The organism is Citrobacter sp. RHBSTW-00671, from assembly GCF_014103415.1.
Lineage (GTDB): Bacteria > Pseudomonadota > Gammaproteobacteria > Enterobacterales > Enterobacteriaceae > Citrobacter.
Map to the genome: position 1 here is coordinate 2,865,773 of NZ_JABXPR010000001.1, position 25,664 is coordinate 2,891,436.

The 25,664-nt window shown below is 49.9% G+C and carries 24 protein-coding genes and 1 pseudogene; 14 read left to right on the forward strand and 11 right to left on the reverse strand.

Going from position 1 to position 25,664, the window contains the following annotated elements; genetic code table 11:
* Positions 1 to 94: 94 nt before the first annotated feature.
* Entirely contained in the window at positions 95 to 1,642 is a 1,548-nt protein-coding gene (gene tyrR / locus HV261_RS13795; protein WP_137381747.1) for a transcriptional regulator TyrR, read from the forward strand.
* A 788-nt stretch (positions 1,643 to 2,430) separates the two neighbouring features.
* On the opposite strand, the gene tpx is transcribed toward tyrR, so the two are convergent.
* The gene (gene tpx / locus HV261_RS13800; RefSeq protein WP_202038540.1) at positions 2,431 to 2,937 is read right to left on the reverse strand and encodes a thiol peroxidase; all 507 of its coding nucleotides are present in this window, start codon (positions 2,935 to 2,937) and stop codon (positions 2,431 to 2,433) included.
* 115 nt (positions 2,938 to 3,052) lie between these two features.
* On the opposite strand from tpx, the gene ycjG reads away from it, so the two are divergent.
* A complete protein-coding gene (gene ycjG / locus HV261_RS13805) occupies positions 3,053 to 4,039 on the forward strand; it encodes an L-Ala-D/L-Glu epimerase (RefSeq protein ID WP_137381748.1) in 987 nt (328 codons plus the stop codon).
* On the opposite strand, the gene mpaA is transcribed toward ycjG, so the two are convergent.
* A complete protein-coding gene (gene mpaA, locus HV261_RS13810; protein WP_048211525.1) occupies positions 4,014 to 4,721 on the reverse strand; it encodes a murein tripeptide amidase MpaA in 708 nt (235 codons plus the stop codon). The two genes, ycjG and mpaA, sit on opposite strands and share 26 nt — an antisense overlap.
* Positions 4,722 to 4,904: 183 nt before the next feature.
* On the opposite strand from mpaA, the gene mppA reads away from it, so the two are divergent.
* Both mppA and HV261_RS13820 read left to right on the forward strand, forming a co-directional pair.
* Complete coding sequence (mppA, locus tag HV261_RS13815; RefSeq protein ID WP_202038541.1) at positions 4,905 to 6,518, forward strand: murein tripeptide ABC transporter substrate-binding protein MppA; 1,614 nt, start codon at positions 4,905 to 4,907, stop codon at positions 6,516 to 6,518.
* A 428-nt stretch (positions 6,519 to 6,946) separates the two neighbouring features.
* Entirely contained in the window at positions 6,947 to 9,442 is a 2,496-nt protein-coding gene (locus HV261_RS13820) for an autotransporter family protein (RefSeq protein WP_202038542.1), read from the forward strand.
* 170 nt (positions 9,443 to 9,612) lie between these two features.
* On the opposite strand, the gene HV261_RS13825 is transcribed toward HV261_RS13820, so the two are convergent.
* Entirely contained in the window at positions 9,613 to 10,176 is a 564-nt protein-coding gene (locus HV261_RS13825) for a MarR family winged helix-turn-helix transcriptional regulator (RefSeq protein WP_202038543.1), read from the reverse strand.
* A 115-nt stretch (positions 10,177 to 10,291) separates the two neighbouring features.
* On the opposite strand from HV261_RS13825, the gene HV261_RS13830 reads away from it, so the two are divergent.
* Positions 10,292 to 10,522 carry a glutaredoxin family protein gene (locus tag HV261_RS13830; RefSeq protein WP_005126617.1) on the forward strand — a complete coding sequence of 77 codons (231 nt, stop codon included), beginning with the start codon at positions 10,292 to 10,294 and terminating at the stop codon, positions 10,520 to 10,522.
* A gap of 67 nt (positions 10,523 to 10,589) precedes the next feature.
* The gene (locus tag HV261_RS13835) at positions 10,590 to 10,859 is read left to right on the forward strand and encodes a Rho-binding antiterminator (RefSeq protein WP_202038544.1); all 270 of its coding nucleotides are present in this window, start codon (positions 10,590 to 10,592) and stop codon (positions 10,857 to 10,859) included.
* Positions 10,860 to 10,887: 28 nt separating this feature from the next.
* Here HV261_RS13835 and HV261_RS13840 read toward each other — a convergent pair whose 3' ends face one another.
* Positions 10,888 to 11,658 carry a DeoR/GlpR family DNA-binding transcription regulator gene (locus HV261_RS13840; RefSeq protein ID WP_202038545.1) on the reverse strand — a complete coding sequence of 257 codons (771 nt, stop codon included), beginning with the start codon at positions 11,656 to 11,658 and terminating at the stop codon, positions 10,888 to 10,890.
* A gap of 119 nt (positions 11,659 to 11,777) precedes the next feature.
* Here HV261_RS13840 and HV261_RS13845 point away from each other — a divergent pair, with 119 nt between their 5' ends.
* A complete protein-coding gene (locus HV261_RS13845; RefSeq protein WP_202038546.1) occupies positions 11,778 to 12,161 on the forward strand; it encodes a VOC family protein in 384 nt (127 codons plus the stop codon).
* Between the two features lie 8 nt (positions 12,162 to 12,169).
* Here the strand turns inward: HV261_RS13845 and HV261_RS13850 are convergent, their stop codons facing one another.
* On the reverse strand, positions 12,170 to 13,081 hold the full coding sequence (locus HV261_RS13850) for a LysR family transcriptional regulator (RefSeq protein ID WP_202038547.1): 912 nt from the start codon (positions 13,079 to 13,081) through the stop codon (positions 12,170 to 12,172).
* Between the two features lie 175 nt (positions 13,082 to 13,256).
* Here HV261_RS13850 and HV261_RS13855 point away from each other — a divergent pair, with 175 nt between their 5' ends.
* From HV261_RS13855 to HV261_RS13865, 4 genes and pseudogenes are all read left to right on the forward strand, one after another.
* The gene (locus HV261_RS13855; protein ID WP_220472507.1) at positions 13,257 to 13,565 is read left to right on the forward strand and encodes an SDR family NAD(P)-dependent oxidoreductase; all 309 of its coding nucleotides are present in this window, start codon (positions 13,257 to 13,259) and stop codon (positions 13,563 to 13,565) included.
* A 197-nt stretch (positions 13,566 to 13,762) separates the two neighbouring features.
* Positions 13,763 to 14,386: pseudogene (locus tag HV261_RS27700) on the forward strand (carboxymuconolactone decarboxylase family protein); the annotation flags it as partial.
* A 39-nt stretch (positions 14,387 to 14,425) separates the two neighbouring features.
* On the forward strand, positions 14,426 to 14,833 hold the full coding sequence (locus HV261_RS27705; protein WP_249357525.1) for a cupin domain-containing protein: 408 nt from the start codon (positions 14,426 to 14,428) through the stop codon (positions 14,831 to 14,833).
* 42 nt (positions 14,834 to 14,875) lie between these two features.
* Positions 14,876 to 15,928 (forward strand): NAD(P)-dependent alcohol dehydrogenase, encoded by a 1,053-nt coding sequence (locus HV261_RS13865; protein ID WP_137381758.1) that lies wholly within the window; start codon positions 14,876 to 14,878, stop codon positions 15,926 to 15,928.
* A 38-nt stretch (positions 15,929 to 15,966) separates the two neighbouring features.
* Here HV261_RS13865 and HV261_RS13870 read toward each other — a convergent pair whose 3' ends face one another.
* The gene (locus HV261_RS13870) at positions 15,967 to 16,998 is read right to left on the reverse strand and encodes a mechanosensitive ion channel family protein (RefSeq protein WP_202038549.1); all 1,032 of its coding nucleotides are present in this window, start codon (positions 16,996 to 16,998) and stop codon (positions 15,967 to 15,969) included.
* A 245-nt stretch (positions 16,999 to 17,243) separates the two neighbouring features.
* Here HV261_RS13870 and HV261_RS13875 point away from each other — a divergent pair, with 245 nt between their 5' ends.
* Complete coding sequence (locus HV261_RS13875; protein WP_048211538.1) at positions 17,244 to 17,504, forward strand: DUF2534 family protein; 261 nt, start codon at positions 17,244 to 17,246, stop codon at positions 17,502 to 17,504.
* A gap of 48 nt (positions 17,505 to 17,552) precedes the next feature.
* Here the strand turns inward: HV261_RS13875 and uspE are convergent, their stop codons facing one another.
* Positions 17,553 to 18,503, reverse strand: a complete 951-nt coding sequence (uspE, locus tag HV261_RS13880; RefSeq protein WP_202038550.1) for a universal stress protein UspE — start codon at positions 18,501 to 18,503, stop codon at positions 17,553 to 17,555.
* A gap of 313 nt (positions 18,504 to 18,816) precedes the next feature.
* Between uspE and HV261_RS13885 the strand changes: the two genes are divergently transcribed.
* Positions 18,817 to 19,629, forward strand: coding sequence for a class I SAM-dependent methyltransferase (locus HV261_RS13885; protein ID WP_202038551.1), 813 nt, complete (start codon positions 18,817 to 18,819; stop codon positions 19,627 to 19,629).
* 136 nt (positions 19,630 to 19,765) lie between these two features.
* Here the strand turns inward: HV261_RS13885 and fnr are convergent, their stop codons facing one another.
* Together fnr and ogt are read right to left on the reverse strand one after the other, a co-directional pair.
* Positions 19,766 to 20,518, reverse strand: a complete 753-nt coding sequence (gene fnr, locus HV261_RS13890; RefSeq protein WP_003020397.1) for a fumarate/nitrate reduction transcriptional regulator Fnr — start codon at positions 20,516 to 20,518, stop codon at positions 19,766 to 19,768.
* Positions 20,519 to 20,712: 194 nt separating this feature from the next.
* On the reverse strand, positions 20,713 to 21,228 hold the full coding sequence (gene ogt, locus HV261_RS13895; protein WP_121584698.1) for a methylated-DNA--[protein]-cysteine S-methyltransferase: 516 nt from the start codon (positions 21,226 to 21,228) through the stop codon (positions 20,713 to 20,715).
* Positions 21,229 to 21,425: 197 nt separating this feature from the next.
* Here ogt and smrA point away from each other — a divergent pair, with 197 nt between their 5' ends.
* Positions 21,426 to 21,989 carry a DNA endonuclease SmrA gene (smrA, locus tag HV261_RS13900; protein ID WP_202038552.1) on the forward strand — a complete coding sequence of 188 codons (564 nt, stop codon included), beginning with the start codon at positions 21,426 to 21,428 and terminating at the stop codon, positions 21,987 to 21,989.
* A 12-nt stretch (positions 21,990 to 22,001) separates the two neighbouring features.
* Here smrA and HV261_RS13905 read toward each other — a convergent pair whose 3' ends face one another.
* Both HV261_RS13905 and HV261_RS13910 read right to left on the reverse strand, forming a co-directional pair.
* Entirely contained in the window at positions 22,002 to 23,234 is a 1,233-nt protein-coding gene (locus tag HV261_RS13905) for a GGDEF domain-containing protein (RefSeq protein ID WP_202038553.1), read from the reverse strand.
* Between the two features lie 67 nt (positions 23,235 to 23,301).
* Positions 23,302 to 25,416: a putative bifunctional diguanylate cyclase/phosphodiesterase gene (locus HV261_RS13910; protein ID WP_202038554.1), complete on the reverse strand. Its 2,115-nt coding sequence runs from the start codon at positions 25,414 to 25,416 to the stop codon at positions 23,302 to 23,304.
* Positions 25,417 to 25,664: the final 248 nt, after the last annotated feature.

Consider the following 25,664-nt stretch of genomic DNA (forward strand, 5'->3'; position numbering starts at 1 on the left):
GCGTGCTGTCAATATTTGTTGACAGAATCCTTCCTGCTAACCCAATACTGGCTTATCATCTAACACATGATCCCTTGTCCAGGTGAAGGTTCCTATGCGTTTGGAAGTCTTTTGTGAAGACCGTCTTGGTCTGACCCGCGAATTGCTCGATTTACTGGTGCTGAGAAGCATTGATTTACGCGGTATCGAGATTGACCCCATCGGGCGAATTTACCTTAATTTTGCGGAACTGGAGTTCACTAACTTCAGCAGCCTGATGGCTGAAATCCGCCGCATCGCAGGGGTAACGGACGTCCGAACCGTGCCCTGGATGCCTTCCGAACGCGAGCATCTGGCGCTTAGCGCGTTGCTTGAAGCACTGCCTGAACCCGTTCTTTCCCTGGATATGAAAAGCAAAGTGGAGATGGCAAACCCGGCAAGTTGCCAGCTTTTTGCCCATCCCCAGGAGCGGATGCGCAACCACACGGCGGCACAGCTCATTAATGGGTTTAACTTCCAGCGCTGGCTGGAAAGTAATCCGCAGGATTCCCATAGTGAACATGTTGTGATTAACGGGCAAAACTTCCTGATGGAGATTACGCCAGTCCATTTGCAGGGTGAAAACCAGGAGCAGATGCTGACGGGAGCCGTTGTCATGTTGCGTTCCACCCTCCGCATGGGCCGTCAATTGCAAAACATGACCACCCAGGATCTGAGCGCATTCAGCCAGATTATTGCCGTTAGCGCCAAAATGAAACACGTTGTTGAACAGGCTCGCAAGCTGGCGACGCTGAGTGCACCGCTGCTGATCACCGGAAATACTGGCACCGGCAAAGATCTCTTTGCACATGCCTGCCATCTGGCGAGTCCACGTGCGTCAAAACCCTATCTGGCGCTGAACTGCGCGTCTATTCCTGAAGATGCGGTAGAAAGCGAACTGTTTGGCCACGCCCCGGAAGGTAAAAAAGGGTTCTTTGAGCAGGCGAATGGCGGTTCAGTGCTGTTGGATGAGATTGGCGAAATGTCGCCGCGCATGCAGACGAAATTGCTGCGCTTCCTTAATGACGGGACGTTCCGTCGCGTGGGCGAAGATCATGAAGTTCATGTTGATGTTCGTGTAATCTGCGCGACGCAAAAGAACCTGGTGGAACTGGTGCAGAAAGGTCTTTTCCGTGAGGACCTCTATTATCGCCTGAATGTCCTGACGCTTAATCTGCCGCCGCTACGCGATTGCCCACAAGATATTATGCCGCTCACCGAGCTGTTTGTGGCACGTTTTGCCGACGAGCAGGGCGTACCGCGTCCGAAGTTGTCTGCCGATCTCAGCACGGTGCTCACCCGCTACGGCTGGCCGGGTAATGTGCGTCAGCTTAAAAATGCTATCTATCGGGCGTTAACTCAGCTTGAAGGCTATGAACTGCGTCCGCAGGATATCTTATTGCCGGATTATGATGCAGCGACAGTTGCCGTCGGAGAAGAGGTGATGGAAGGGTCGCTGGATGAAATCACCAGCCGTTTTGAACGTTCCGTGTTGACGCAGCTTTATATGAATTATCCCAGCACGCGTAAACTGGCCAAACGCCTGGGGGTTTCACATACCGCGATCGCCAATAAGTTACGCGAGTATGGTCTGAGTCAGCAGAAAAAAAGCGAAGAGTCATGATGCAAATAAAAATGCCTCCATCCGGAGTAATGCCAGTCAGTTAAGCATGTCTGGAGAACGTTTTACTCTGGATTAGTTTCCGTTCACCTTATGTTCATCGCTTCTCTGATATCGCTATACACGTGAACGTGCAAGGGAGGCTCACCGCCGCCTCCCTTGCATCCCAGGCTCCCGGCGGGAAAATCGTCGCTGTGCGAGCTATTCGTCTTATGCCGCCTGCCTGTCGGGTCGGGGTCGAGCCTGCGTCCCTGCAGGCCGTCCCCTCTGCCCGCATCCCTGCGGGCAGCCCCGGTCAGCCGTCAACACCTCATCGATTTTCAGCCGGACCAGAGACATCGCTTCAACTCTCTGATTTTCAGTTAAATTTGTTTTGCTGTTCAAACATGTTCAAATAAAAATACAGGTGGTCAGGCGTGGCTGGTCCGGCTGAAAATTGCCGACGTGTTTTCGTAAGGCCGGGAGAACCCGCAGGGATGCGGGTTCAGGGTGCGTGTGACAGGGATGTTGCAACGCGCCCGGCCCGGTAGCCTGGAGGAATAAGCGGAGGGGATTGCGCAGCAACAATTTTCCGTGCCGGGAGCCGGGATTGTTAAGGGTGCGGCGATAGCACCCTTAACACGTTCACTGGCGTTCAGTGTACAGAGAAGCGATGAACATGAGGTGAACGGAACCCTTTCTCAGAGAGAGCATGTTCATTACCCCGCCAACACATGTTGATGCTTTCTGAAACTAAAATGTTAACTGAACAGCATTACTCCATCCGGAGGCATTTTTGTATTCAGGGCAACTTAGGCTTTCAGCACGGCCAACGCTGCATCATAGTCAGGCTCGTTGGTAATTTCATTTACCAGTTGGCTGAACACGATGTTGTCATTTTCGTCGATAACGACAACGGCACGAGCAGCCAGACCTTTCAGCGGACCTTCGGCAATTTCAACGCCGTAGTTTTTCAGGAATTCAGCGTTACGCAGGGTGGACAGCGTGATAACGTTGCTCAGGCCTTCTGCGCCGCAAAAACGAGAGTGGGCGAATGGCAGATCGGCTGAAATGCACAGTACGACGGTGTTGTCGATTTCTGTCGCCAGTTGGTTAAACTTACGTACTGATGCCGCGCACACGCCGGTATCGATGCTTGGGAAAATATTCAGCACTTTGCGCTTGCCTGCGAACTGGCCCAGCGTAACGTCAGACAGGTCTTTAGCCACAAGGGTAAAAGCCTGAGCTTTGCTTCCAGCCTGAGGAATGGAGCCGGCGACGGCAATCGGGTTGCCCTGGAAATGAACGGTTTGTGACATGGTTATCTTCCTGTTTACATATAGTTAACGTCAAGGCTAGTTTATGCCATCAGCAGTTAACACGGCAAACGCTATTTGCGGATATCCGCTTCAGGGGCTGCAATAAGGAAAACAAATGAGATCAGTTAAGGTGTATGAGGAAGCCTGGCCGTTACACACTCCCTTTGTGATTGCCCGCGGGAGCAGGACCGAAGCGCATGTGGTGGTGGTTGAACTGGAAGAGAATGGTGTAAAAGGGATTGGAGAATGTACGCCTTATCCTCGCTATGGCGAAAGCGATGCGTCGGTACTGGCTCAAATCATGAGTGTTGTGCCGCAACTGGAGCACGGTTTGACGCGTGAAGCGCTGCAGGCATTACTGCCCGCGGGGGCGGCGCGTAATGCCGTTGACTGTGCGCTTTGGGATCTCAATGCACGTCAGCAACAACAGTCTCTGGCCGACTATGTTGGCACTGAACTGGATGCAACAGTAACGACCGCGCAAACCGTCGTGATCGGCACGCCAGAGCAGATGGCGGCGAGCGCGACCGCGCTATGGGATAACGGTGCCCGATTGCTGAAAGTCAAACTGGATGCACACTTAATCAGCGAAAGGATGGTTGCAATCCGGGCGGCTGTGCCTGAGGCGACAATCATTGTCGATGCTAATGAGTCCTGGCGTGCTGAAGGGCTGGCCGCACGCTGCCAGTTAATGGCGGATTTAGGCGTTGCGATGCTGGAGCAGCCTCTGCCGGCTAATGATGATGCCGCGCTGGAGAATTTCGTGCATCCGCTGCCTGTCTGTGCCGATGAAAGCTGCCATACCCGCAGCAGTCTGAAAGCGCTGCATGGCCGCTATGAAATGGTGAATATTAAACTGGACAAGACAGGTGGTCTGACGGAGGCGCTGGCGCTGGCGACTGAAGCTCGCGAGCAGGGATTTGCGTTGATGCTCGGCTGTATGTTGTGTACATCCAGGGCGATTGGCGCTGCATTGCCGCTTACGCCACAGGTCAGCTTTGCCGATCTGGATGGCCCAACCTGGCTGGCCCGGGACGCGGAGCCTGCCTTGCATTTTACCACCGGACAGCTTCATCTCAAGGATGCCAGCGCAAAAGATTAGACATTGCCAGCAGGTATTTTTCGCTCGCTTCATCCGATGAAATGGGCGGAAATTCTGCAGTAATGCAATGTAGGTTTAGATCGGCGCACCAGCTACCAAAAGAGCCTGGCGTTTCATAACCGACGCTGGTTACCAGCGGCAATTCGAACGACTGCGCCAACCACGCACCTAATTCGCTGTGTCTGGGATCTTCAATACAGGCCAGCGGATCGTGGAAAGAAACTACCCATGCAGGATGAATGTGGTGAATAAGTTGGCATAGTGCCTGGGTCTCAGGCTCTGATCCCGGATGATCGCCGGTTAATAACACCACATCACGCTCTTCTGCGCTGCTGTTCCAACGATATACCGTTTCACCGGATTTCCAGTTTGCCGCCGGAAAGTTACGGTTAAGATCTACGCCGTTTGCATTTGCGCGCAGGCCCAACTGGCAACCGTCAGGGTTAACGGCCAGCACGACATGATGACGACGCAGGGAAGGGTTGAGCGTACGTAAGGCACAGGACAGGGTGACGACTGATGAGTTTTCATCACCGTGAGTACCAGCCAGTATCAAACCGCTTTCACGATCGGCTGCCGGCGCCGGGAACCAGATTAGCGGTGCGCCCAATAGTGAACGTCCGTAATGTTCAGTTCCTGGCGGAAATGCGCCGCGCTCGGCACGGGGACGGGTAACGGTCATAGTCATCTCTGAATGCTGAATGGTTACTCGCAGTGTTGTGCAAAATGTATGGATAATCAAATCGTTTTCACACACTTATCTTTTCAGGTGTAATATCACTTTCCTGTCGGAAGTTAATTGCATTTCCTGCTGGCGATACAAATAATTACTCATTCACTTAGTGGCCAGATTTGAGGGTATTTTATGAGGCATTCTGTTTCAGTAACCTGTTGTGCGCTGTTGGTTAGCAGCATTTCTTTATCCTATGCTGCGGATGTTCCCAGCGGAACGGTACTGGCAGAAAAGCAAGAACTGGTGCGCCATATAAAAGATGAGCCAGCGTCACTCGATCCGGCAAAAGCCGTTGGGCTTCCAGAAATTCAGGTTATTCGCGATTTATTCGAAGGGCTGGTAAACCAGAATGACAAGGGTGAGATTATTCCCGGTGTTGCCACACATTGGAAGAGTAATGATAACCGCATCTGGACGTTTACGTTGCGCGATAATGCACAATGGTCCGATGGTACGCCGGTAACGGCACAGGACTTTGTCTACAGTTGGCAGCGTCTGGTGGACCCGAAAACACTGTCGCCGTTTGCCTGGTTTGCCGCGCTTGCAGGGATCAACAATGCCCAGGCGATCATTGATGGCAAAGCCACACCCGATACGTTAGGCGTCAGCGCGGTGGATGCGCATACCTTCAAAGTGCAGTTGGACAAACCGCTCCCCTGGTTTGCCAACCTGACAGCGAGCTTCGCGTTTTATCCCGTCCAAAAAGCGAATGTTGAAAGCGGTAAAGAGTGGACAAAACCCGGCAACCTTATCGGTAACGGTGCCTATGTGCTGAAAGACCGCGTGGTTAACGAGAAACTGGAAGTTGTGCCGAACACACATTATTGGGACAACGCCAAAACGGTGCTGCAAAAAGTGACTTTCCTGCCGATTAACCAGGAGTCTGCTGCGACCAAACGCTATCTTGCTGGCGATATTGATATTACAGAGTCCTTCCCGAAAAATATGTATCAGAAGCTATTGAAGGATATTCCAGGCCAGGTTTATACCCCGCCGCAGCTTGGTACTTATTACTATGCGTTTAATACGCAAAAAGGGCCGACCGCCGATTCACGCGTGCGTCTGGCTCTCAGTATGACTATCGATCGGCGTCTGATGGCGGAGAAAGTATTAGGGACTGGAGAAAAACCCGCATGGCATTTCACGCCGGATGTGACGGCAGGATTTATCCCGGAACCTTCTCCGTTTGAACAAATGAGTCAGGAAGAGCTTAACGCTCAGGCGAAAACGCTGCTGCGTGCGGCGGGTTATGGTCCACAGAAACCGCTGAAATTGACGCTGTTGTATAACACCTCTGAAAATCATCAGAAGATTGCTATTGCTGTGGCTTCCATGTGGAAGAAAAATCTTGGCGTGGATGTGAAACTACAGAACCAGGAATGGAAAACGTATATCGATAGCCGTAATACCGGTAATTTTGATGTGATCCGTGCATCCTGGGTGGGCGATTACAACGAGCCATCCACATTCCTGTCGTTATTAACCTCGACCCATACGGGCAATATTTCTCGCTTTAACAATCCGGCATACGATAAAGTGTTGACTCAGGCGACGCTGGAAAATACAGAGAAAGCACGGAACGCCGATTATAACGCAGCAGAAAAAATCCTAATGGAACAAGCGCCTATTGCGCCGATTTATCAGTACACCAACGGGCGTTTAATTAAACCGTGGCTGAAAGGGTATCCGATTACCAACCCGGAAGATGTGGCCTATAGCCGCACAATGTATATTGTTAAGCACTAGTTGCGTACATTCTCCTGTTAACCTTCGTTACCCTCGCCAAAAACCAGAACTGGCGCTGATTTCAGCGCCATCACCTCTCGTTAACCTTTATTAACCGCTTCAGGAAACCCCATTTTTTTGACGGTATAAATGACGTATTAAACGAATCACCGTCATAGTCCATCATCAATAACGGTATTTATTGATACGGGATACCGTCAATGCTTACCGATACAAAGCTCAACAACCCACCGCACTGGCGCAGCGTGAAAATTCGACATGTATGAAAGCGGCAGGGGGGAGAATTTATAAACTATGATTGTTTTTATGATTACTAAGCTGACGAAGTATTAGGTCTGATGTATTATTAAATAATATTAACATCCCCAAACTATCAGGTGATGTAATTAAATTAATTATAAATGTTATCTTTATATTAAGGAACCAGTTTGAAAAAGAAAACTAGTTGTTTAGTTATTAGCAGTATCCTGGGTAGTGCGGGAATGTTGACTTCGCCAGCGGTTTGGGCTGACTGTACAGACCCCACTGGTGCGACGGTAACGTGTAATAACAACGTGACGGTACCACAACAGTTTCAAACTTATCAGCAACGCGTGATTATTGAGTCAGGCACGCAGTTTAAAACGACGGGAGGGAGTGCAGCTGTCCACTTTTCCAGTCATGAAGCAAATCTACAGAATAACGGCAGCATTTCTTCAGACGACGACGGTATCCAGTTCTTTTCCACAAATCAGTCGCAGGTCATTAATAGCGGTACAATTAGTACCCCAGCTAACAATAAAAATGCCATAAACGTGGCAGAGGTATCCGATAGCGCGCTGGAGAATAAGGGGACGCTGACCACGACCGGCGCCGCTGGTAATGGGATCTTGCTGAATGCTGTCTCGCGGATGTCCGTTAAGAACTCGGGGAGTATCACCACATCAGGTGCTGGCGGGGATGGCATTCACGCGAACTCCACTGGAAGCAGCCAAATCGCCAACCAGGGTAATATCACCGTTAATGGAACTGGCAGCAACGGTATTTATGTCGGGAGTAAGGTCAAGGATACGACCATTCAAAACCTTGATGGCGGTGCTATTTACGCGCCAAATGGGAATGGTATTACCGTTGACGATTCAGCGGCGATTAGTACGTTGCTCAATACGGGTATCATTGATGGCGGCGTTGCCGGCGTATATCTTGGCGGAACGTCTCAGACCGGTACGCTAGTCAATATGGGGACGATTATTGGCGGCGACAGTGGCAACGCGGTCGTGTTAGAGAATTCTTCCGTGGTAAATCAGTTCGAAAATAAAGGATTGATAGGCGCGTTAACCGGTGATGCTATTCAAGTGGCCAGTACAAGCACAATAGTGGGCGGTATCAATAACGAAGGGATTATTATTGGGCGTGTTAATGCCCCGAACAGCGCGATGAGTAACAGCGGTATTTTCGAGTTACTCAGCAGCCAGCAGCCCTCAACCGTAAATACTTACGTACAAAATAACAACGGTGTCCTGGCCTTGCAGGCAGACAGCACCAGCAGCTATGGTCAGCTGAATGTTGCCGGTAACGCGGCACTGAATGGACGGACGCTGGTGATAACCCAGGGTAGCACTAGCTTCGCTGATGGCGATGAGTTGGTTGATGTCGTTACGGCCAGTAAGATAACAGGCACACCCTCGGCGGTACTGGATGATTCGCTTCGTTATCAGTTTATTTCGGTGCAAACCGGCACCAGCTACTCGCTGAAAATTGCCGAGACGAATCTGACTACCGTCGGTAATGCCATTGATAAAACCAGTGATAATCCATCATTAGTCGGCGTCGGGACCGTGCTGGATAACCTCATTAATAATAGTTATACCGCGCCTCAGAACTGTACCGGTGCGCTGGCGAGTACCGTATGCGCGATCACCTCGTCATTTAATGCCAGTCAGGTTCACAAAAATGTGGTTCAACTTGCCCCGTTGATGGATGGCAGCATGCCGTACATTGAAATGAATAATCTGCGTGCGTTTGGCGACATCGTCAGTGGTCGTCAGGAGTCCGTACGCGGTCAGGGTTATACCAACGAGTTTAATCCGGAGAAATATCTGTGGATACGCCCCGTTGGGCGCTGGGATAACCAGTCCAGCCGTGGAGATTACGCTGGGTATAACGCAGATACACGTGGGTTCGCCATTGGTGCCGATGGTCTCATTTTAGAGAGAACCCGACTGGGTCTGGCTTTGGGCATGAGTCGCACAGATGTTAACGATAATTCTGACGATATCAGACATGACGCACGTGTGGACAGCTGGAACCTTCTTGCATATGGCGGATATGACTTTACCCCAGATACGGGGATGACCTGGCAGACTGGCTTCGGGCGAAATAATACAACGGGTAACCGTTACCTGAATATTGAAAACCCTAACGATGGCAGCACTGCTTACAATGGTGTGGCGCATTCTGACTACGATAGTGATACCTTCCAGGCCGGGCTTGGATTCCAGAGCACCTTCCACCCGCAGGACAATGTGATGCTCACTCCTGAGCTGCGTACAGATTACTATCGCGTGAAGGATAAAGGTTATCAGGAGAGTGGCGCAGAGGATGTTGGGCTGAAAGTAGGTGGGACCACCACCGAAGCGCTGGTGGTTTCTGGTAAGTTGAAAGCGGGCATTAAGCTATCGGAGATTGTTGATGTGCACGGTTATGTTGGGGCTGGTTACGATACAAAGAACGATCGCAGCAAAACCACGATGGCATTTATCGGAGCCGCCGACTCGCCATTTACCTATCACGGGATGAGTGAAAGCCCCTGGATTGCTATGGCGGGTGCTGGGGTAACGGCAAAGTTCAGCGATGCGCTTGACGGCACGGTACAATACGATGCCAATCAGCGAACTAAATTCACCAGTCAGAGCATTAGTTTGAAGCTTCGTTACGCGTTCTGAATGCCGTTGAACGCAATGATTAGCCAGCGACTGATTCTCGCTGGCTTTTTTATTTGATGACTCTACTCTGCATATTTAAGCCGTAATATCGACGCGTCAAATGCCAGGAGCGAGTGGTTATCCTGGAAAGCGGCTACCCGACCACATTGAAGACACTAAACCAGAGAAGATCATACGTCCGGGGGCTGATGCTCCCGACAAATTAACATCGAATCATCCTCACTCAACGGTTCTTTTGTTAAATTACAAAATCCCTGACCATTCACTTTTTGGTGGAATCGACAGCTCTGGCACAGACCAAATCCCGGCACATTACTGGTGCGCTGAATGCCTCGCAGGAGATCGAAGAGTAGCTCCTTGAGTAAACCTGCGTGCTCACCCATTGCCGATTCGCCCGTCACCAAAAATGAGGGGGGAAGCAGGGCATCCAGCAGATTTTTGGCCGATTCGGTGAGCTGCAGATGAACGCTACGCTTATCCCTGGCATCCTGCGTGCGTACCACCAGTCCTTTTGATTCCAACAACTTTAGCGATTGTGACACCGTTCCTTTGGTGAGGCCGAGGTAGTCCGTCACGGCGAGAGGCGTATTGGAATAGCGATTACAGCGTGCGAGATACATCAACGCACTGAGCTGTACTGGCTGAAGATCCGCCAGTAAAGGATGCTGGCGAAACCACATCCGCGTCAGACCAGACAGCCGGTCCAGTACGTCAAAAAGCGACATGTCATGCATAACAAAATCCTCCTTGGCATATAGTATCGACTAAAAACTATATTGACAAAGCATAAAACTGGCGTAGCATAAATTATAGTATCGAGTCGATACTATAATTTAAAGGAGAGGTATCATGACCAAAGCCCGTTTTTATCATGCTGGTTGCCCGGTTTGCGTTTCCGCAGAAGAAACACTGCTGCAGCATCTGTCCCCGGATGTGGAAATCGAGGTTATTCATTTGGGGGAACAACCCGATCACGTTGCAGAGGCGGAGCGAATCGGAGTGAAATCTGTTCCTGCGCTGGTGATCGACGGCAATGTGCTGCATATCAACTTTGGCGCACCTATTGAAGCGCTGAAATAGCGTCGCATGTTCGGGAAGTCGCGTGAGCTATTTCCCGAACCGGTGTGGACATGGGAAGGGGGCATTTATGTGTGCTGCAGAAAAGTACCATCCTGTCGATTGCGATCTGCATGACTATCTGGAGATCGCCTGTCTTTATCACTATTTGCTGCACATTGAACTGACCACAGGGGAACACTTTGATGCCTGGGCCGTGACGACGTGTACCACAGCAGACAAAGAGGAATTCTTGTTTGTGGAGTACCATAAACGCCATCATAGAATTCGCCTGGACTCTCTGTCAGCCATTACCCCATTGACGGCTGGCGCCACTTTTAGCACCGTGATATTCCGTTGAATCTGTACGTAAAAAGACTGCGCTACCGTTATACGGTGTAAATGCGGATGTCATGCGCCTGAAAAGCGGTGCCGTACTGTTTGCTGATGTTTTCCTCCACGACAATGACATCGATGTTACTACTGGCGGTGACAACATAACGTGCGACTGCAGGGATCTTATCCGCCGTCAGTGCGACGATAGTTTCGTTACACTGCTTAATTACCGCTTTTTTAAACTCACAATCGGCGTAATCAAACCCGGTTAATCCGGATTCCGGAGCCATCGCACAACCACCAATAAAACCTTGATCAAATAAAATATCCTGTACCTGGGCAATGGCTGTCGGACCTACGCACCCACCGGACGATCGCTGCACTGGCCCACCTAACATGATGACCTCGAATAGCGGTTTTTTCAGCAGTACGGCGGCAATATCGGGTGAATTTGTCACGACGGTTAATGCCAACTCAGCGGGAAGGGCTTCAGCCATTGCCAGGTTGGTTGTTCCTGTGTCGATAAAAATACAGCTCCCGGATTTCACTAGCCGGGCGCATCTTTGCGCGATACTGCTCTTTTTCGCGGTATTAATATTCTTGCGTACTGCGATGTCCGCTGAATCTGGTAGTGAAATGACAGCCCCGCCATAGACTTTCTTGCAAACACCTTCTTTACACAACTCATGTAAATCACGGCGGATCGTATGTTCTGACACCCCCAAACGGGCGGCCAGTTCAGTACAGATCACTCTGCCGTTTTCCTGCAGGATCTGATAGATAAGCGCCTGGCGTTGATCCGGGAATGCAGCGTAATCGAGCATGAGAACTCCATAAAAATAAACATCGAGCAATAACGTGCATAATCGTGCATTATGGTGCAGGATGTCAATATCCCTTAGCGGGGGCGTACCGTTCAGAATAAAACGATAAGAGGATCGCGATGAAAATTGCACACATGGCTTTATGGACCCGGGATCTTGAGCGACAAGCCCGGTTCTGGGTGTCGTTTTTTGATGGTGTGATAAACGAAAAATACTGCAGCAAAACCAATCCCGGGTTTGAATCTTATTTCGTCAACATTGGTGAGGACATTGCGATTGAGTTAATGACCAAACCGGGACTGACCCACTCTGTACCTGACAATAACACTCCAGGATGGGTACATCTTGCTCTCTCTGTGGGTGGCGCGGAGCATGTTGATGCTCTGGCGATACGCGCAAAAGAACAGGGTATCCTGGTCTCCGGGCCACGAACCACCGGTGACGGGTATTACGAGGCCGTTATTCAGGACCCCGACGGTAATTTAATCGAGATTTTAGCGTAATACGTAAATCAGGCCGGATGACAAAATTGCCCGCGCAGGATCTGTGTTAGTTGTTCAAATACCAACCTCACTCTGGCTGGTAGCAGCGGGAGATGTGGTCGAAAAATATAGAGTTGCCAGGGCTGATAGTTAAGTTCTGGCAGCAGGTTAACCAGTTCACCATTTTGCAAATAAGGCCGAACAGAGATATCTGCCAGCTGCCCAACCGTTCTTCCCGCCAGGGCAGCGGCCAGTTCGCTCTCAATATCGGCAGCGATAAACACCGGGTTTGCCGGAAAGAAACTGTTGCCATCGGCAAACTGCCATGGCCAGACGCGCCCTGAATTACTGTTGGTCAGGGCACTGAGCGGGTAGTTATGTTGCAAATCCTGGCGGTTCTTCGGTTTGCCCATTTTTTCAACTAAGTGGGGAGAGGCAACGATATTGACACCTACCGGGCAGATTGTTTTCACGATATATCGGTTATCCGGGACGGTGCCAATACGAATACCCATGTCGATCTGCTCGTCAATAATATTCAGATGTCTGCCGGCATTGTGCCACTCGATGCTGATTTCCGGATAACCGGCAAGGCCGTGCAGCAACTGGCGAATAATCTCACGGTTTTCGAATAGCGGGGGTAGGGTAATGCGTACTTTCCCTGCTATCTCCTGCGGATTGTGACGTTTACCTTCTGAGAATAGCGCTTCGCTTTCAGCCAGCAGACGCTCTGCTTTTGGCCAGAACTGCTGACCAAACGGCGTCAACTTCATTTGTCGTGTATTGCGCAGAAACAACATTTCGCCAAGGCTTTGTTCCAGTTCAGCAATACCTCGGGTGATTTGTTGGGGGGCCAGACCGAGTGTTGCGGCAGCCTCTCTGAACTTCAGCGTTTCAGCTGCCGTACAAAATATCTTTAATGCGTCGAGTTTATCCAGCATATCGGGTGCGCTTTTATGGGAAGATTATTTCTTCATTATATCAATATATGGAATTCTAAAAGCATAAACGATTCATATACGAGTGATAATTATGGCGTAATAATCATGCTCATTGAGGTTCGGGTGGCGTAATACCCCGAATGTCTAACACTTAAAACAATGAACAGGAGGGCGTATGGTGCAACGTACATGGCTAATCACCGGTGTCAGCAGTGGGTTTGGTCGCGAGATGGCGCAGCAACTTCTTGAACGCGGTGAACGCGTGGTGGGGACCGTACGCGATCGCGCTAAAGTTAGCGATCTCCTGAGTCGCTGGCCCGTGACATTTGATGCACCGCAAGTGGATGTGACGGATAGCGCTGCACTGCGTCACACAGTGGATAGTGCCGGGCAGCGCCGACCTTGTTCCTGCGCCATTGCGTATGGTTCTGGGTTCGCAGGCGCTGCAAAGTACGCTCTCGGTGCTGCGCCAACGTGTCGCTGACTTTGAGACCCAGCATGCGCTTGCAGCATCAACAGATTTCCCTGCCGGTGAGTAGCACCTGCCACAGCGCTATTCATGACTTGTCTTCATAAGTTTGTCCTTATTTAACCCTCTAATCGTCGATACGCTGTGCCTCTATAATTTTGTTGTTTTCAGCATTCGGCGGCAGAGACTGTCGCCTGCCCGGAGAATCGAACATGTCAAATCATTTGAGTGCCAGACAGCTGGCAGTCGTCCCCATTGCAGCATTCACTGCCACAGGACAGCCAGATAAGCTGGAGGCAGCGCTTAATGCAGGGTTAGATGCAGGGCTAACCCTGAATGAAGTGAAAGAGATTTTACAGCAGCTTTACGCATACTGTGGTTTTCCCCGCAGTCTGAATGGCCTGTCGTGCCTGATGTCGGTAGTGAAAGACCGCAAAGAAAAAGGGATTGTGGACCCAGAAGGGAAATCCGCTTCGCCGCAACCTGCTGACTGGAACAGCCTGTTGGCGGGAAGCCAAACGCAAACCCAACTGGTTGGACAGCCGGTTAGCGGCCCGCTGTTTGATTTTGCCCCTGCCATTGATACCTGGCTTAAAGCACATCTGTTTGGCGATATTTTTCAGCGCGATGTGCTGGACTGGCCGACCCGGGAACTGGCAACCGTCTCTGCGTTAGCCGTACTGGGTGGCGTGAACAGCCAGCTGAAAAGTCACTTTGCGATCAGCCTGAATGTTGGGCTTCGCCCTGAGCAACTTATCGCGTTTACTGCGCTTCTTAAGCAGCACTGTGGTGCTGAGATTGCGGAAAATGCCCGTGCAGTTCTTGATGAATGTATGTCAGGAATACCGTCAGCTACTACCCCTACGGGAGTCATGATGAACGAACAATTTGATGGCAACAGCGTCTTTCCCCGGGGAGAGAAAAATGAAGCCTATGCGAAGTACTTCACCGGGACCAGCTATCTGACCATGCTTTCAATGGAAGGTGTGGTGATTGGTAACGTGGCATTTGAACCTGGCTGCCGTAATTTTTGGCACATTCATCATCAGGGCGGTCAAATTCTGCTGGTGACTGGCGGTAGAGGCTGGTACCAGGCGTGGAATCAACCCGCGCGAGAACTGAAAACGGGTGATGTGGTTCATATTCCGGCGGGAATGAAACACTGGCATGGTGCTGCGCGTGATAGCTGGTTTGCCCATATTGCGGTGGAAATCCCGGCAGCAGGCGCATCGAATGAATGGCTGGAGCCGGTCGCTGACGCCGAGTACAACCTGTTGCCCTGAGCTATGCTGGTTGAGGTGCACGTTATCCCTGAGGAGATCTAAATGGTCATGAACGTGAAGGGTTATGCCGCGTTGGCGGTAAAAGAAGATCTGGTCCCGCACAGTTTTGTTCGTCGGGATCCGCGTGAAGATGATGTCGTCATTGAAATATTATTCAGTGGGGTGTGTCACTCCGACATCCACAGTGCCTACAATGACTGGGGCGGCGCTACGTATCCGATGGTTCCCGGCCACGAAATAATAGGCCGTGTAGTGCATGTTGGGAAATCGGTAACAAAATTCGCGGTCGGCGATCTTGCCGGCGTGGGGTGTATGGTTGATTCATGCCAGCACTGTAGCGCCTGCGAACAGGGTCTTGAGCAATATTGCGAAGAGGGGAACACCCTTACGTATAACGATACAGACCGTCATGATGGCCTGCCTACTTTCGGCGGCTATTCTGACAAGATTGTCGTGACCGAGAAGTTCGTCGTGAAGGTGCCAGAAGGAATCGACTTGCGTGGTGCTGCACCGTTGTTGTGCGCCGGTATCACCACATGGTCGCCGTTGCGTCACTGGCAGGTTGGGCAGGGGAGTAAAGTCGCTGTTGTTGGGTTGGGTGGCTTGGGACACATGGCGATCAAGCTTGCTAAAGCATTGGGGGCTGATGTTACGTTGTTCACGCGGTCGCCAGGCAAAGAAGCTGATGCCCGACGCCTGGGAGCCAGTCATGTTGTGCTTTCAACGGATAGCGAACAGATGAAAGCCGCGGCAAATCAGTTTGACCTGATTATTGATACCGTTCCCTACGTGCATGATCTGAACCCATATATTCCAACGCTGGCGCTTAGCGGAACGTTGGTGCTGGTGGGATATCTGGGGCCGTTGGATCCGTTCCTGAACACGGTTCCGCTGATCCTCGGTAGACGAGCCGTTGCGGGTTCGGTGATTGGGGGGATTGCGGAAACTCAGGAGATGATGGATTTCTGCGGTCAGCATGGCATTACGGCCGATGTTGAGGTTATCAATATTCAGGATATTAATACCGCGTGGCAACGGATGTTGAAAAGCGACGTGAAATACCGCTTTGTCATTGATATCGCGTCACTGAAATAAAGGCAAAAAAGACGCGGATATCCGCGTCTTGGTTTTGGTTAGTGGGCAGAAGGTTGTGCCTCGGCGTTATCCATATACAACGTCTGACTGGGGAACGCAAAGTCAGCTCCGTTTTCCTGAACTATTGTAATAATTTTCAAGTACACATCTTGTTGTACAGCAAGCCATTCCTGCCACACGGTGGTTTTCGTGAAGCAATACACCATGATATTCAGCGATGAATCGGCAAACTCATTAAAGTAGACCAGCAGGGTTTGCTTTTGATCTATTCCGGGATGACTTTGCAGCATTTTTCTGACTGACTCGACAACTGCGCCAATTTTATCTGCATCTTCATAACGTAACCCGATCACCGTTTTGATTCGTCGATTACTCATCCGCCCCGGGTTTTCTACACTGATGGAAGAGAAAATTGAGTTCGGCACATATAACGGACGATGGTCGAAGGTGTTTATTTTGGTCATTCTCCAGCCAATTTCCGTCACCGTACCTTCGATATTTCGGTCCGGAGAGCGTATCCAGTCACCGATGCTAAACGGTCTGTCGAAGTAGAGCATAATGCCAGAGAAAAAGTTACTCAGGATATCTTTACCGGCCATACCGACAGCGATACCGCCGATGCCGCCGAATGTTAACAGCCCTGACAGGCTCATGCCGAAATGCTCGCCGTACAGCAAGATGATGGCGACGACGATGGTAATCTTAATGATGCGCGACATGATCCGCGCACTGGTGATATCTCTGCCCTTGTTAATCTGCGTTTTTTCAAACTGGTTGATGACCAGAAAGAGTTTTATCGTCAGGATCAACGCAATCAACGAGGTACAGATAAAGTCGACCACGCTTGGGGAAATAAATTTCAGCTTATAGCTATCGATGACGTTATTGGCAATAGTGCCAAACGTACCAATGATAATGGCATAAACAAAAAACTGTGCTGCATGGAATATGAATCCTTTGCAGTGTTTTTCACTACGATGAAACCAGACGCTCATCAGGACTAACGCTGCACAGCTGCAGAGAATTACCGTTAAATTAAACGCATTATTTATAAACAGTTCAGCGATCATGATTCTCCCAGGTTACTCCGTGTTAGCTAAATATCATCTGACATCCTTCATCAGCGGATATTTTACTCAGTTCAGGCTGTCAGATCATTCATCAAAAGGAGAGAGAAATAATACAATCAGCGTTATTTTCAGGCGAATAGTGCGCATGTCAAGTCTGAGTGTGGCGTATGTAGCAGACAGTGAGTTGATGTCATGGTATTGTTGCTGCAAAGTAACACGGTTTTCATCTGCAAAAGGACGATATTATGATCATGGCTAAGCTGAAGACAGCGAAGGGACGGAAGTTTCTGTTATGTCTGCTTGGGGTATTTATTATTGCGGCATCGGTTGTGACGCGCGCGACGATTGGTGGCGTCATTGAACAGTATGACATTCCGCTTTCCGACTGGACAGCCTCGATGTATGCCATTCAATCCGCAATGATTTGCGTCTACAGTATGGTTTTTACTATTTTGCTGGCTATTCCGCTCGGTATCTATTTCCTCGGAGGCGAGGAGAAGCACTAAATATATGTCATGCCGGATGACATCGCCATCCGGCATTGTGCTGCAGGATTAATCGTCTTCGTCGTCGTCCAGTTCAACCGGGGTCTGGTACTGATCCGGTTTGATAACCAGCAGGTCGCAACGCAGATGGTCGATAACCTGTTCTGCGGTATTCCCCAAAAACGCGGCTGATAAACCGGTGCGCCCAACGGTGCCGAGAACCACGATACCCGCCTGTAAATGCTCAGCTAAATCCGGGATGACCTCTTCAGGCAATCCTTTTTCAACGTGTGTAACTTTTTCATCAATACTGAATTTTTGGCGTAACGCCTTCATGGCCAGCAGATGTTGTCCACGGATGGCGTCGTTGTACACGCTGGGATCAAATTCAGGTAGCTCAATCGCAATGTTGATAGGTGTTACAGGATAGGCGCCCACCAGGTGTACTTCGGTATGGTTAACCTGTTCTGCAAGCTGCAACGTTTCTTTGACCAGTTTTTCGTTGAGTGCATTGTGATATGCCTCTTCACTGGCGAGGTTCACCGCCACCAGCGCTTTACCACCTTCCGGCCACGGCTGGTCTTTGACCATCCACACCGGGCTTGGACATTTACGCAATAAATGCCAGTCGGTTGGTGTGAAAATCACGGCTTCAAGGCGGTCGTGCTGGTGTGCCATTTTGAGCACCAGGTCATGCTTAGCGCTGATCACTTCCTGGATGATGGCTTCGAAGGGACGGTTGTGCCAGACCACTTTAATATCAAGCGGGATCCCTGCTTCGATATAGTATTTCGCTTGTTCACGTATCCATGCTGTTCGCTGGCTGATGACCCCCTGACGCATTGCCGTACGCTCGTCCGGCGACAGCAGGGTGGTCATTTCGTAGGAAAAGTCATAGATCGGCAAAAAGGCTTTAATTTTGCCACCAATCCGTTGATGCAAATAAACTGCTCGCCGTAATGCTGGTTGATCGTCCTGGTTTGGATCGATGACTACCAGCATGTTTTGATACATAGCCATACAGGGTCTCCTTACAACTGTCACCGCAGTTCGTATTTAAAAGAGTAACCCAATAATGTGGATTGAAACAGGGGAGAACCTTCTGTCAGATCAATAAATGGAGGGAATCTGTGGTTTCAGCCTACATCCAACTCAATGTAAACCACTTTTTCTCAGGATATGACTTCCGCCGGGAGCAACATTGCTTTCAGCACATCATTTGTTTCTCCTGGTTGCCGTTATTTACACAGGTGAAGAGTAGGGTTATTCCTGATTTAGCAAAAGGCTATGAATAATGAAGACTGGAATGGTTAGATATTTATAAGGAACAAAAATGCAAAATCCTATTCCTCTTGAAGAAGGGCGCGCCTTGTTTGGCCGGAACACTGAGATCTACCAGGAGGGCAGGCCTGATTATCCTGAACGGGTATATGATTTATTGAAAAAACATTGCGGTTCTGAAAACCATTTTCAGGCTTTCGAGATTGGGCCAGGAACGGCGCAGGCAACGGAAAAACTACTGAATATGGGCTATCAGGTTACTGCAATTGAACCCGACCCGAATTTGGCGATGAAGTTAAACAAACGGCTGGAAGGTTATCCGCAGAATTCATTTACGCTAGTCCATTCCACCTTTGAAGATGCTAAATCGCCAACGAGTTACTTTGATTTAGGCATTGCCGCAACGTCTTTTCACTGGGTTGATCCTGCAAAGGGACTCGAAAAGGTTTTCCAACTTTTGCGGTCTGGAGGATGGTTTGCTATGTGGTGGACTGTTTTTGGTGATCCAACCAACATGGACGCTTTTATGCAGAAAACAAATCACTTATTTGCCCCTCTGAGCACCAGCCCTTCGCACAAGGCCGGCTACCGTCACCCCTATCCATTACAAAAAGACGAAAGGATTAACGATCTGACTAAATCCGGATTTACCGAGATCCTCAGCGAGGAGATCAGATGGGCGTCTCAAATGGATGTCAGACGAACAATTCAACTCGTATCGACATTCTCCCCGGTGGCTCGCCTGAATGAAACGGAGCGCGCAACATTTCTCTGTGAGATAGAGAGAATCATCAATAACGATTTCGGTGGCACGGTTAAGCGCAATTTCGTTACCGCTATTTATCTTGCCAGGAAGCCAGAGTAAAAAGCGAGACGTTTATGCGCTCAGGAAAATAGGCTGGTGGGCATGTGACTTTGCTGGAAGAGGAGGAAAGCGGAACCTCCTGCCAGATCGTTAAATCGAAAAATTTAGAGATTTGACAGAAGGTTAGCTGAGAAGGTTACGCAACGTTACGCGTGTGTCCAGCCAGGACGGCCAGCGCATCGCTATTCTCAATCGTGATATATTTACCTTTCACCGCCAGCATACCGCTTTTCTGGAAACGACCCAGCAGGCGGCTGATGGTTTCAACCGTCAGGCCGAGGTAATTCCCGATATCGCCACGGGTCATCGTCAGACGGAATTCGCGCGGAGAGAAGCCTCGCTGGGCAAAACGGCGGGACAAATTGTAGATAAAGGCCGCCAGGCGCTCTTCAGCATTCTTCTTCGACAGCAGCAGGATCATGTCCTGGTCGCCTTTGATTTCGCCACTCATCAGACGCATCATCTGCTGACGCAGGTTCGGCATTTTACCGGACAGGTCATCCAGGGTTTCGAAAGGAATTTCGCATACCATTGACGTTTCCAGCGCCTGGGCAAAGCTTGGGTGATGACCGCTGCCAATCGCGTCAAAACCAACCAGGTCGCCCGCTAAGTGGAAACCGGTGATTTGCTCATCGCCTTGTTCGGTAATGGTATAGCTTTTAATCGTTCCGGAACGGATAGCATAGAGTGACTTAAGTTCGTCACCTGCTTTAAAGAGCGTTTGCCCCTTTTGGATAGGCTTTTTGCGCTCGATAATGTTATCGAGCTGGTCAAGCTCATGCTCGTTAAGTGTGAACGGGATGCAAAGCTGGCTGATGCTGCAATCCTGGCAATGGATAGCACAACCGCCAGACTGAATGCGCCGTATAATTCGCTTTTCCGGGATCATAGGTCTGCTCAAGCCGTAATTGATATTTGTCAATTTTAACATCTTTTTGGTGAGCACGTAAGCCTGAGCTACTCCCAATAGAGAATAATTCAGGCATAAGCGAGTTGAATGTTTGTATCTATCTGATTAACCGCACTTTATTTGAGGACGTATTGTGTGGAAGTGTGATGAATAAGGCATTAATTGCCTGGATTCTAGAGTAGTAGATAGCCTTCATGGCGCAATAACCACTCTTTTCGCTGCACGCCACCCGCATATCCAGTCATTGTGCCATTCCGTCCAATCACGCGGTGGCACGGGACGACGATGCTGACAGGATTGGAACCATTAGCCGCGCCAACGGCTCTGGCGGCACCGGGGCGCCCCAGCTGTTCAGCCAGTTGTCCATAATGCATGACCTGCCCGCAGGGGATAGTACGCAACGCTTTCCAGACCTCGCGTTGGAAAGGGGTTCCCGCGGTTGCGGTTTCAAGCGTGTCTATAATGCTGAGATTTCCCGCAAAATACTCTGCCAGCTTATCGCTTAGCCCTCCGGGGTTTTTGGCAGCAATACGCTGATAACCCTCAGAACGATAATGAATATCCAGCAATTGCTCCATACGATCGCGATGTTGATCCCATTCAACCGCACGCAGGCGAAATTGCTCATCACAAATTACCCACAACGGGCCAAGGGGCGTTGCAATGGTGTCTTCAAGTAAGTTCAGCATCCGTTTCTCTCATTACAGGCGGGGTTACACATTATCATGTCAGTGATAGTCGCAGCTATACCCCCAAAAACGGATCTTAACTTGTGGAGGTAAAGGAATGTCGAACGGTACGTTATTGGAAATAACCGTAAACCGTTGTCGGTATAATAGTGCGCGGTTATGATAATGACCGTCGCATAATCGCTGGAGGATGAAACATGAACCTTGATGAAGCATCGCTGTTTCTTGACGCCATGGGGGATGTTCAACCACTGAAGGGATGCGCCGATGTTCACTGGCAGCCAACGCGTAATCTTCGCGCTCCGGCACGTATTGATACGCTGCAGCTGGATAACTTTCTCTCGACAGGTTTTCTGGATATCGTCCCGCTGAGCGTGCCGCTGGAATTTCGTCGCGAAGGGTTACAGCATGGCGTGACTGACAAGCTGCGAACCGGGAAATATCCGCAACAAGCAAGCCTTAATCTTGTGCGCCAGCCCGTTGAAACCTGCCGCCAGATGCTATTTAGCTTTATTTTACAGGCGCAGCAGGATGGGCTGCGCAATGTCCTGGTGATTCACGGCAAGGGGCGTGATGATAACTCCCATGCCAATATCGTTCGTAGCTACGTCGCGCGTTGGTTAACGGAGTTTGATGATGTGCAGGCTTTCTGCACCGCACTGCCGCATCATGGCGGCAGCGGGGCATGTTATGTGGCGTTACGTAAAACGGCGCAGGCGAAACAGGAGAACTGGGAACGCCACGCTAAACGTAGTCGCTAACCAGGGCAGTCATCAGGCAGCCAGCACTCTGTTTCTGCCTTCATTTTTGGCTTTATACAATGCGTCGTCCACGCGCTTAAATAACTCATCAATACTTTCATTGGTTTCGTGTCGCGCCACGCCAATACTGACGGTAAAGCGGGGAAGGCCAGGGAGACTCACCTTGGCTACCGTCGCGCGTATGACTTCAGCGAGATTAAGGGCTGCATCTAAAGACGTTCGTGGCAAAAGCAGTACAAACTCTTCTCCCCCCCAACGAAAAACCAGATCGTCTTTTCTTGCACAGGATTCCAGGGTGCGTGCCAGCGCGCAAAGGACATCATCGCCTTTTAAATGCCCGAAAAGATCGTTAATGCTTTTAAACCGATCGGTATCGATTAGCAGTAAACTGTAATCCTGCGTTAACGATGTTGCGTGTGTCTGTTCTGGCTCAGTTATCTGATAAAAATGCCGCCGGTTGAGTAACCCGGTTAAAGCGTCATGCAAGGCGGCGCGTTCCAGTTCCAGTTCCAGACGTTTTTGCTCGGTAATATCGTGAACAATACACAGCATCAGCTTATTGCCGTAGATTTCGATAGGGCCGGCATAGGTTTGTACGTGACGGGTGCTTCCATCGGCAAGTCTGTGGACAAAATGTAAGGGCTTATGACCGCCAGGCAGATGCGCAATTTTATGCATTACCGGCAATATATGGCGCCCCAGCATATTGATTTCCCAGGTATGCTTCTGACACATCACGTCATGACCATAGCCATAGAAATTCAGGGCACTGAGGTTTGCATCCACAATCAATCCGTCGCGTGACGGATCGATAAGCAACATTGGTGCTGAGTTAGTCTGGAAAAAACGGGCATAGAATCCTTGTTTTTTCCGCTGATAGGTGGCAGATCGGCTGGCTTTCAGACCTTGCGCTGTCGGTGTTTCAATGCCTTCATAGAGGATAACATCACCTATATCCTGCAGCGTCCTGATGGACAAACGACAGGCCAGCGCGATTTCCTCGTTTTCGCGGTAAACCGTGAGAATCTCCACAATGTCATGATGATTGCGCAAATCACTGAGATACATAGGTAAATCATTTTGTGCGTGCGTGGAGAATGTGCCTTTTCTGAGAGGGGGGAAACACGGGGCCTGCATCAGTTCCCGTGCAACGGTATTGGCGAACACCAGTTCTTCGGTATGTGGCGAAACGATCCAGACCGGAATGGTTAATAAATCCAGTGAATGCAGCTCGTTTATGCTCATCGATAATCCCGTTATCTTCATATGCTGTGTTGCCGGTTTATTGGCGAATTTTTTTAATTATGCAATCTCACAATGTTATTGATTGTCGGTGAGACAAGGGTTGTACCGTTGGTTTTACTTTTGTGGCGTTTTCAGTTTGTATCAATTCATAGATTTTATGTGCCGGCAGCGGTTTCGCATACAGGAAGCCTTGCAGCACACCGCAGCCCATCTGGGTTAACAGCGTTTCCTGCTCCTGGGTCTCTATCCCCTCCGCCACAACACACATATTCATAGAGTGCGCTATGTCAATAATAGTAGACACGATTTTTGTATTTTTGCTGTTCTCACTAATATCTTTGACAAATATTCTGTCTATTTTTAATTCTCGCGCCGGAAGTGATTTCAGCATCAATATATTTGAATAACCGGTGCCAAAATCATCAATAGAAACGGTGATCCCCAAATCGGCAAACGCGTTCAGGACTTCCACGCTGCGTTTTAAATTTTTAAGTGCCGTACTTTCAGTCAGTTCCAGCGTGAGATGTGCTGGTGAAAGCTGATACTGCGCCAGGGCGTTGCAGACTATATCGACAATATCAGGTTGTTCAAACTGGGCGGGCGACAGATTAACGGCAAGGGTCCACTCCGTGTGGCCTTGTGACTTCCATTGATATAACTGGCGGCATGCCTGCTGGAGAACCCAGGTGCCGACAGGAATAATCAACCCCGTTTCTTCAAGTGCGGGCAGGAATTCAGCCGGCAGCAGAATGCCGCGTTCAGGATGATGCCAGCGTAACAACGCCTCAAAACCTGTCAGAGAGTGATCCCCGGCGGTGTATTTAGGTTGATACCATAATTCGAATTGATTCCGCTCAAGCGCTTGTGACAGTTCCTGCAAGAACGTTGGCGGCGTATCGGCGATGGCCTCCATCTCAGGGGTGTAAATCGCCCAGCCGTTTCTGCCCGCCTGTTTGACATGATACATCGCAGTATCGGCTTTTACTTTTAGCTCATGTAACGTTGAGCCGTGTTCGGGATAAAGACTGCTTCCCGCGCTTAACGAAACACGAATGGTGTGTCCAAACAGTGTAAACGGTTCTTTGACTGCGCAGGCAATGCGGGTCATCAGCGCCGAAATGGCTTCCCGGTTGCTGTTTGGCACCAGCAGGATAAATTCATCGCCGCCCAGCCTCGCCAGCGTCATGGTGTCATCAAGGCAGCTGTATATGCGTTGTGTGCTGGCGATAAGCAACTGATCGCCAATGTGATGGCCCCAGGTGTCGTTTACGATTTTGAATCGATCAAGGTCGATAAAGACCAGGGCGAAGTGTTGTTGATGCAGTTTGGAATGACGCAGGCAGGTCTGTAAGCAGGCGTCTATTTGCGTGCGATTGGCAAGGCCGGTCAGCGCATCGAAGTGGACCTGATGCTCAAGCTGGCAGTTCAGTTGATGCAGATTATCGGCCAGTCTTGAGGTACGTAGCTGAGAATCCACCATCGAAATAACCAGCATAATACCCAGAATCACCAGCGTGATGGCGCAGACCCAGATAGAGAGTTCCAGTGTGCTCAGTCCATCATGCGCAGTGTGTCCGAAATGAGTGAAGGTGGCCGCCCCCATCCCGGTGTAATGCATTGAGGCAATCGCCAGTGCCATTACCAGAGCGGCAATAAGTCGGTTTATTAATGCGCGTCGGGTATTTTGCCGCAAATGAAAAGCTAACCACAGGCCGATCCCTGACGCGATAATGGCAATGACCACGGAAAGTAAAATGAGTGAGAACTGCCAGCGGATAGCAACATGTTCAACGATAGCGACCATGCCAACGTAGTGCATGGCCACAACACCGGTGCTTAATAGGCTTGTTGCAACAATAAGCCGCTTAGTCGAAAGCGTTTGACCTGATATTGCAATATTGATGGCAAGCGTCGCGGAAATGAGTGCGATCAAAAAAGAAAATGCCGTGAGTGAAAAGTGATAATTAATCGGCATGCTCATTTTCATGGCCAGCATGCCAATAAAATGCATCGACCAGATCCCCATCCCCAGCGTTGCACCGCCAGATAAACGCCAGAAAGTCGATTCCCGACGACTGGAGATCGCCACTTTCCCTGCGCTATCGAGGGCAATAAACGAAGCAATGAATGCGACAACAAAGGAAATCCCAATCAGTACAGGGTCCCATGACACGTGCAACATCTTACTACCCATCGATAAAAAACCGTGATGATAAATCTAGCAGATTCTGTCCAGTTAACCTGGTAAAACCCGGCGCGTTCTTATTTTCCTGTCAGCAGTATTAGTCTGAGCCGCTATAACGGTGGAATATGTGATATTCGCTTATGAAAACATTCACCATATTTATGGTTTGGTGTATTTTTGTTCGTATTGTGCACTGGGTGACAATAGTCTGGCAACTGGCGTGAACACCAGCTTATGCGGGATAA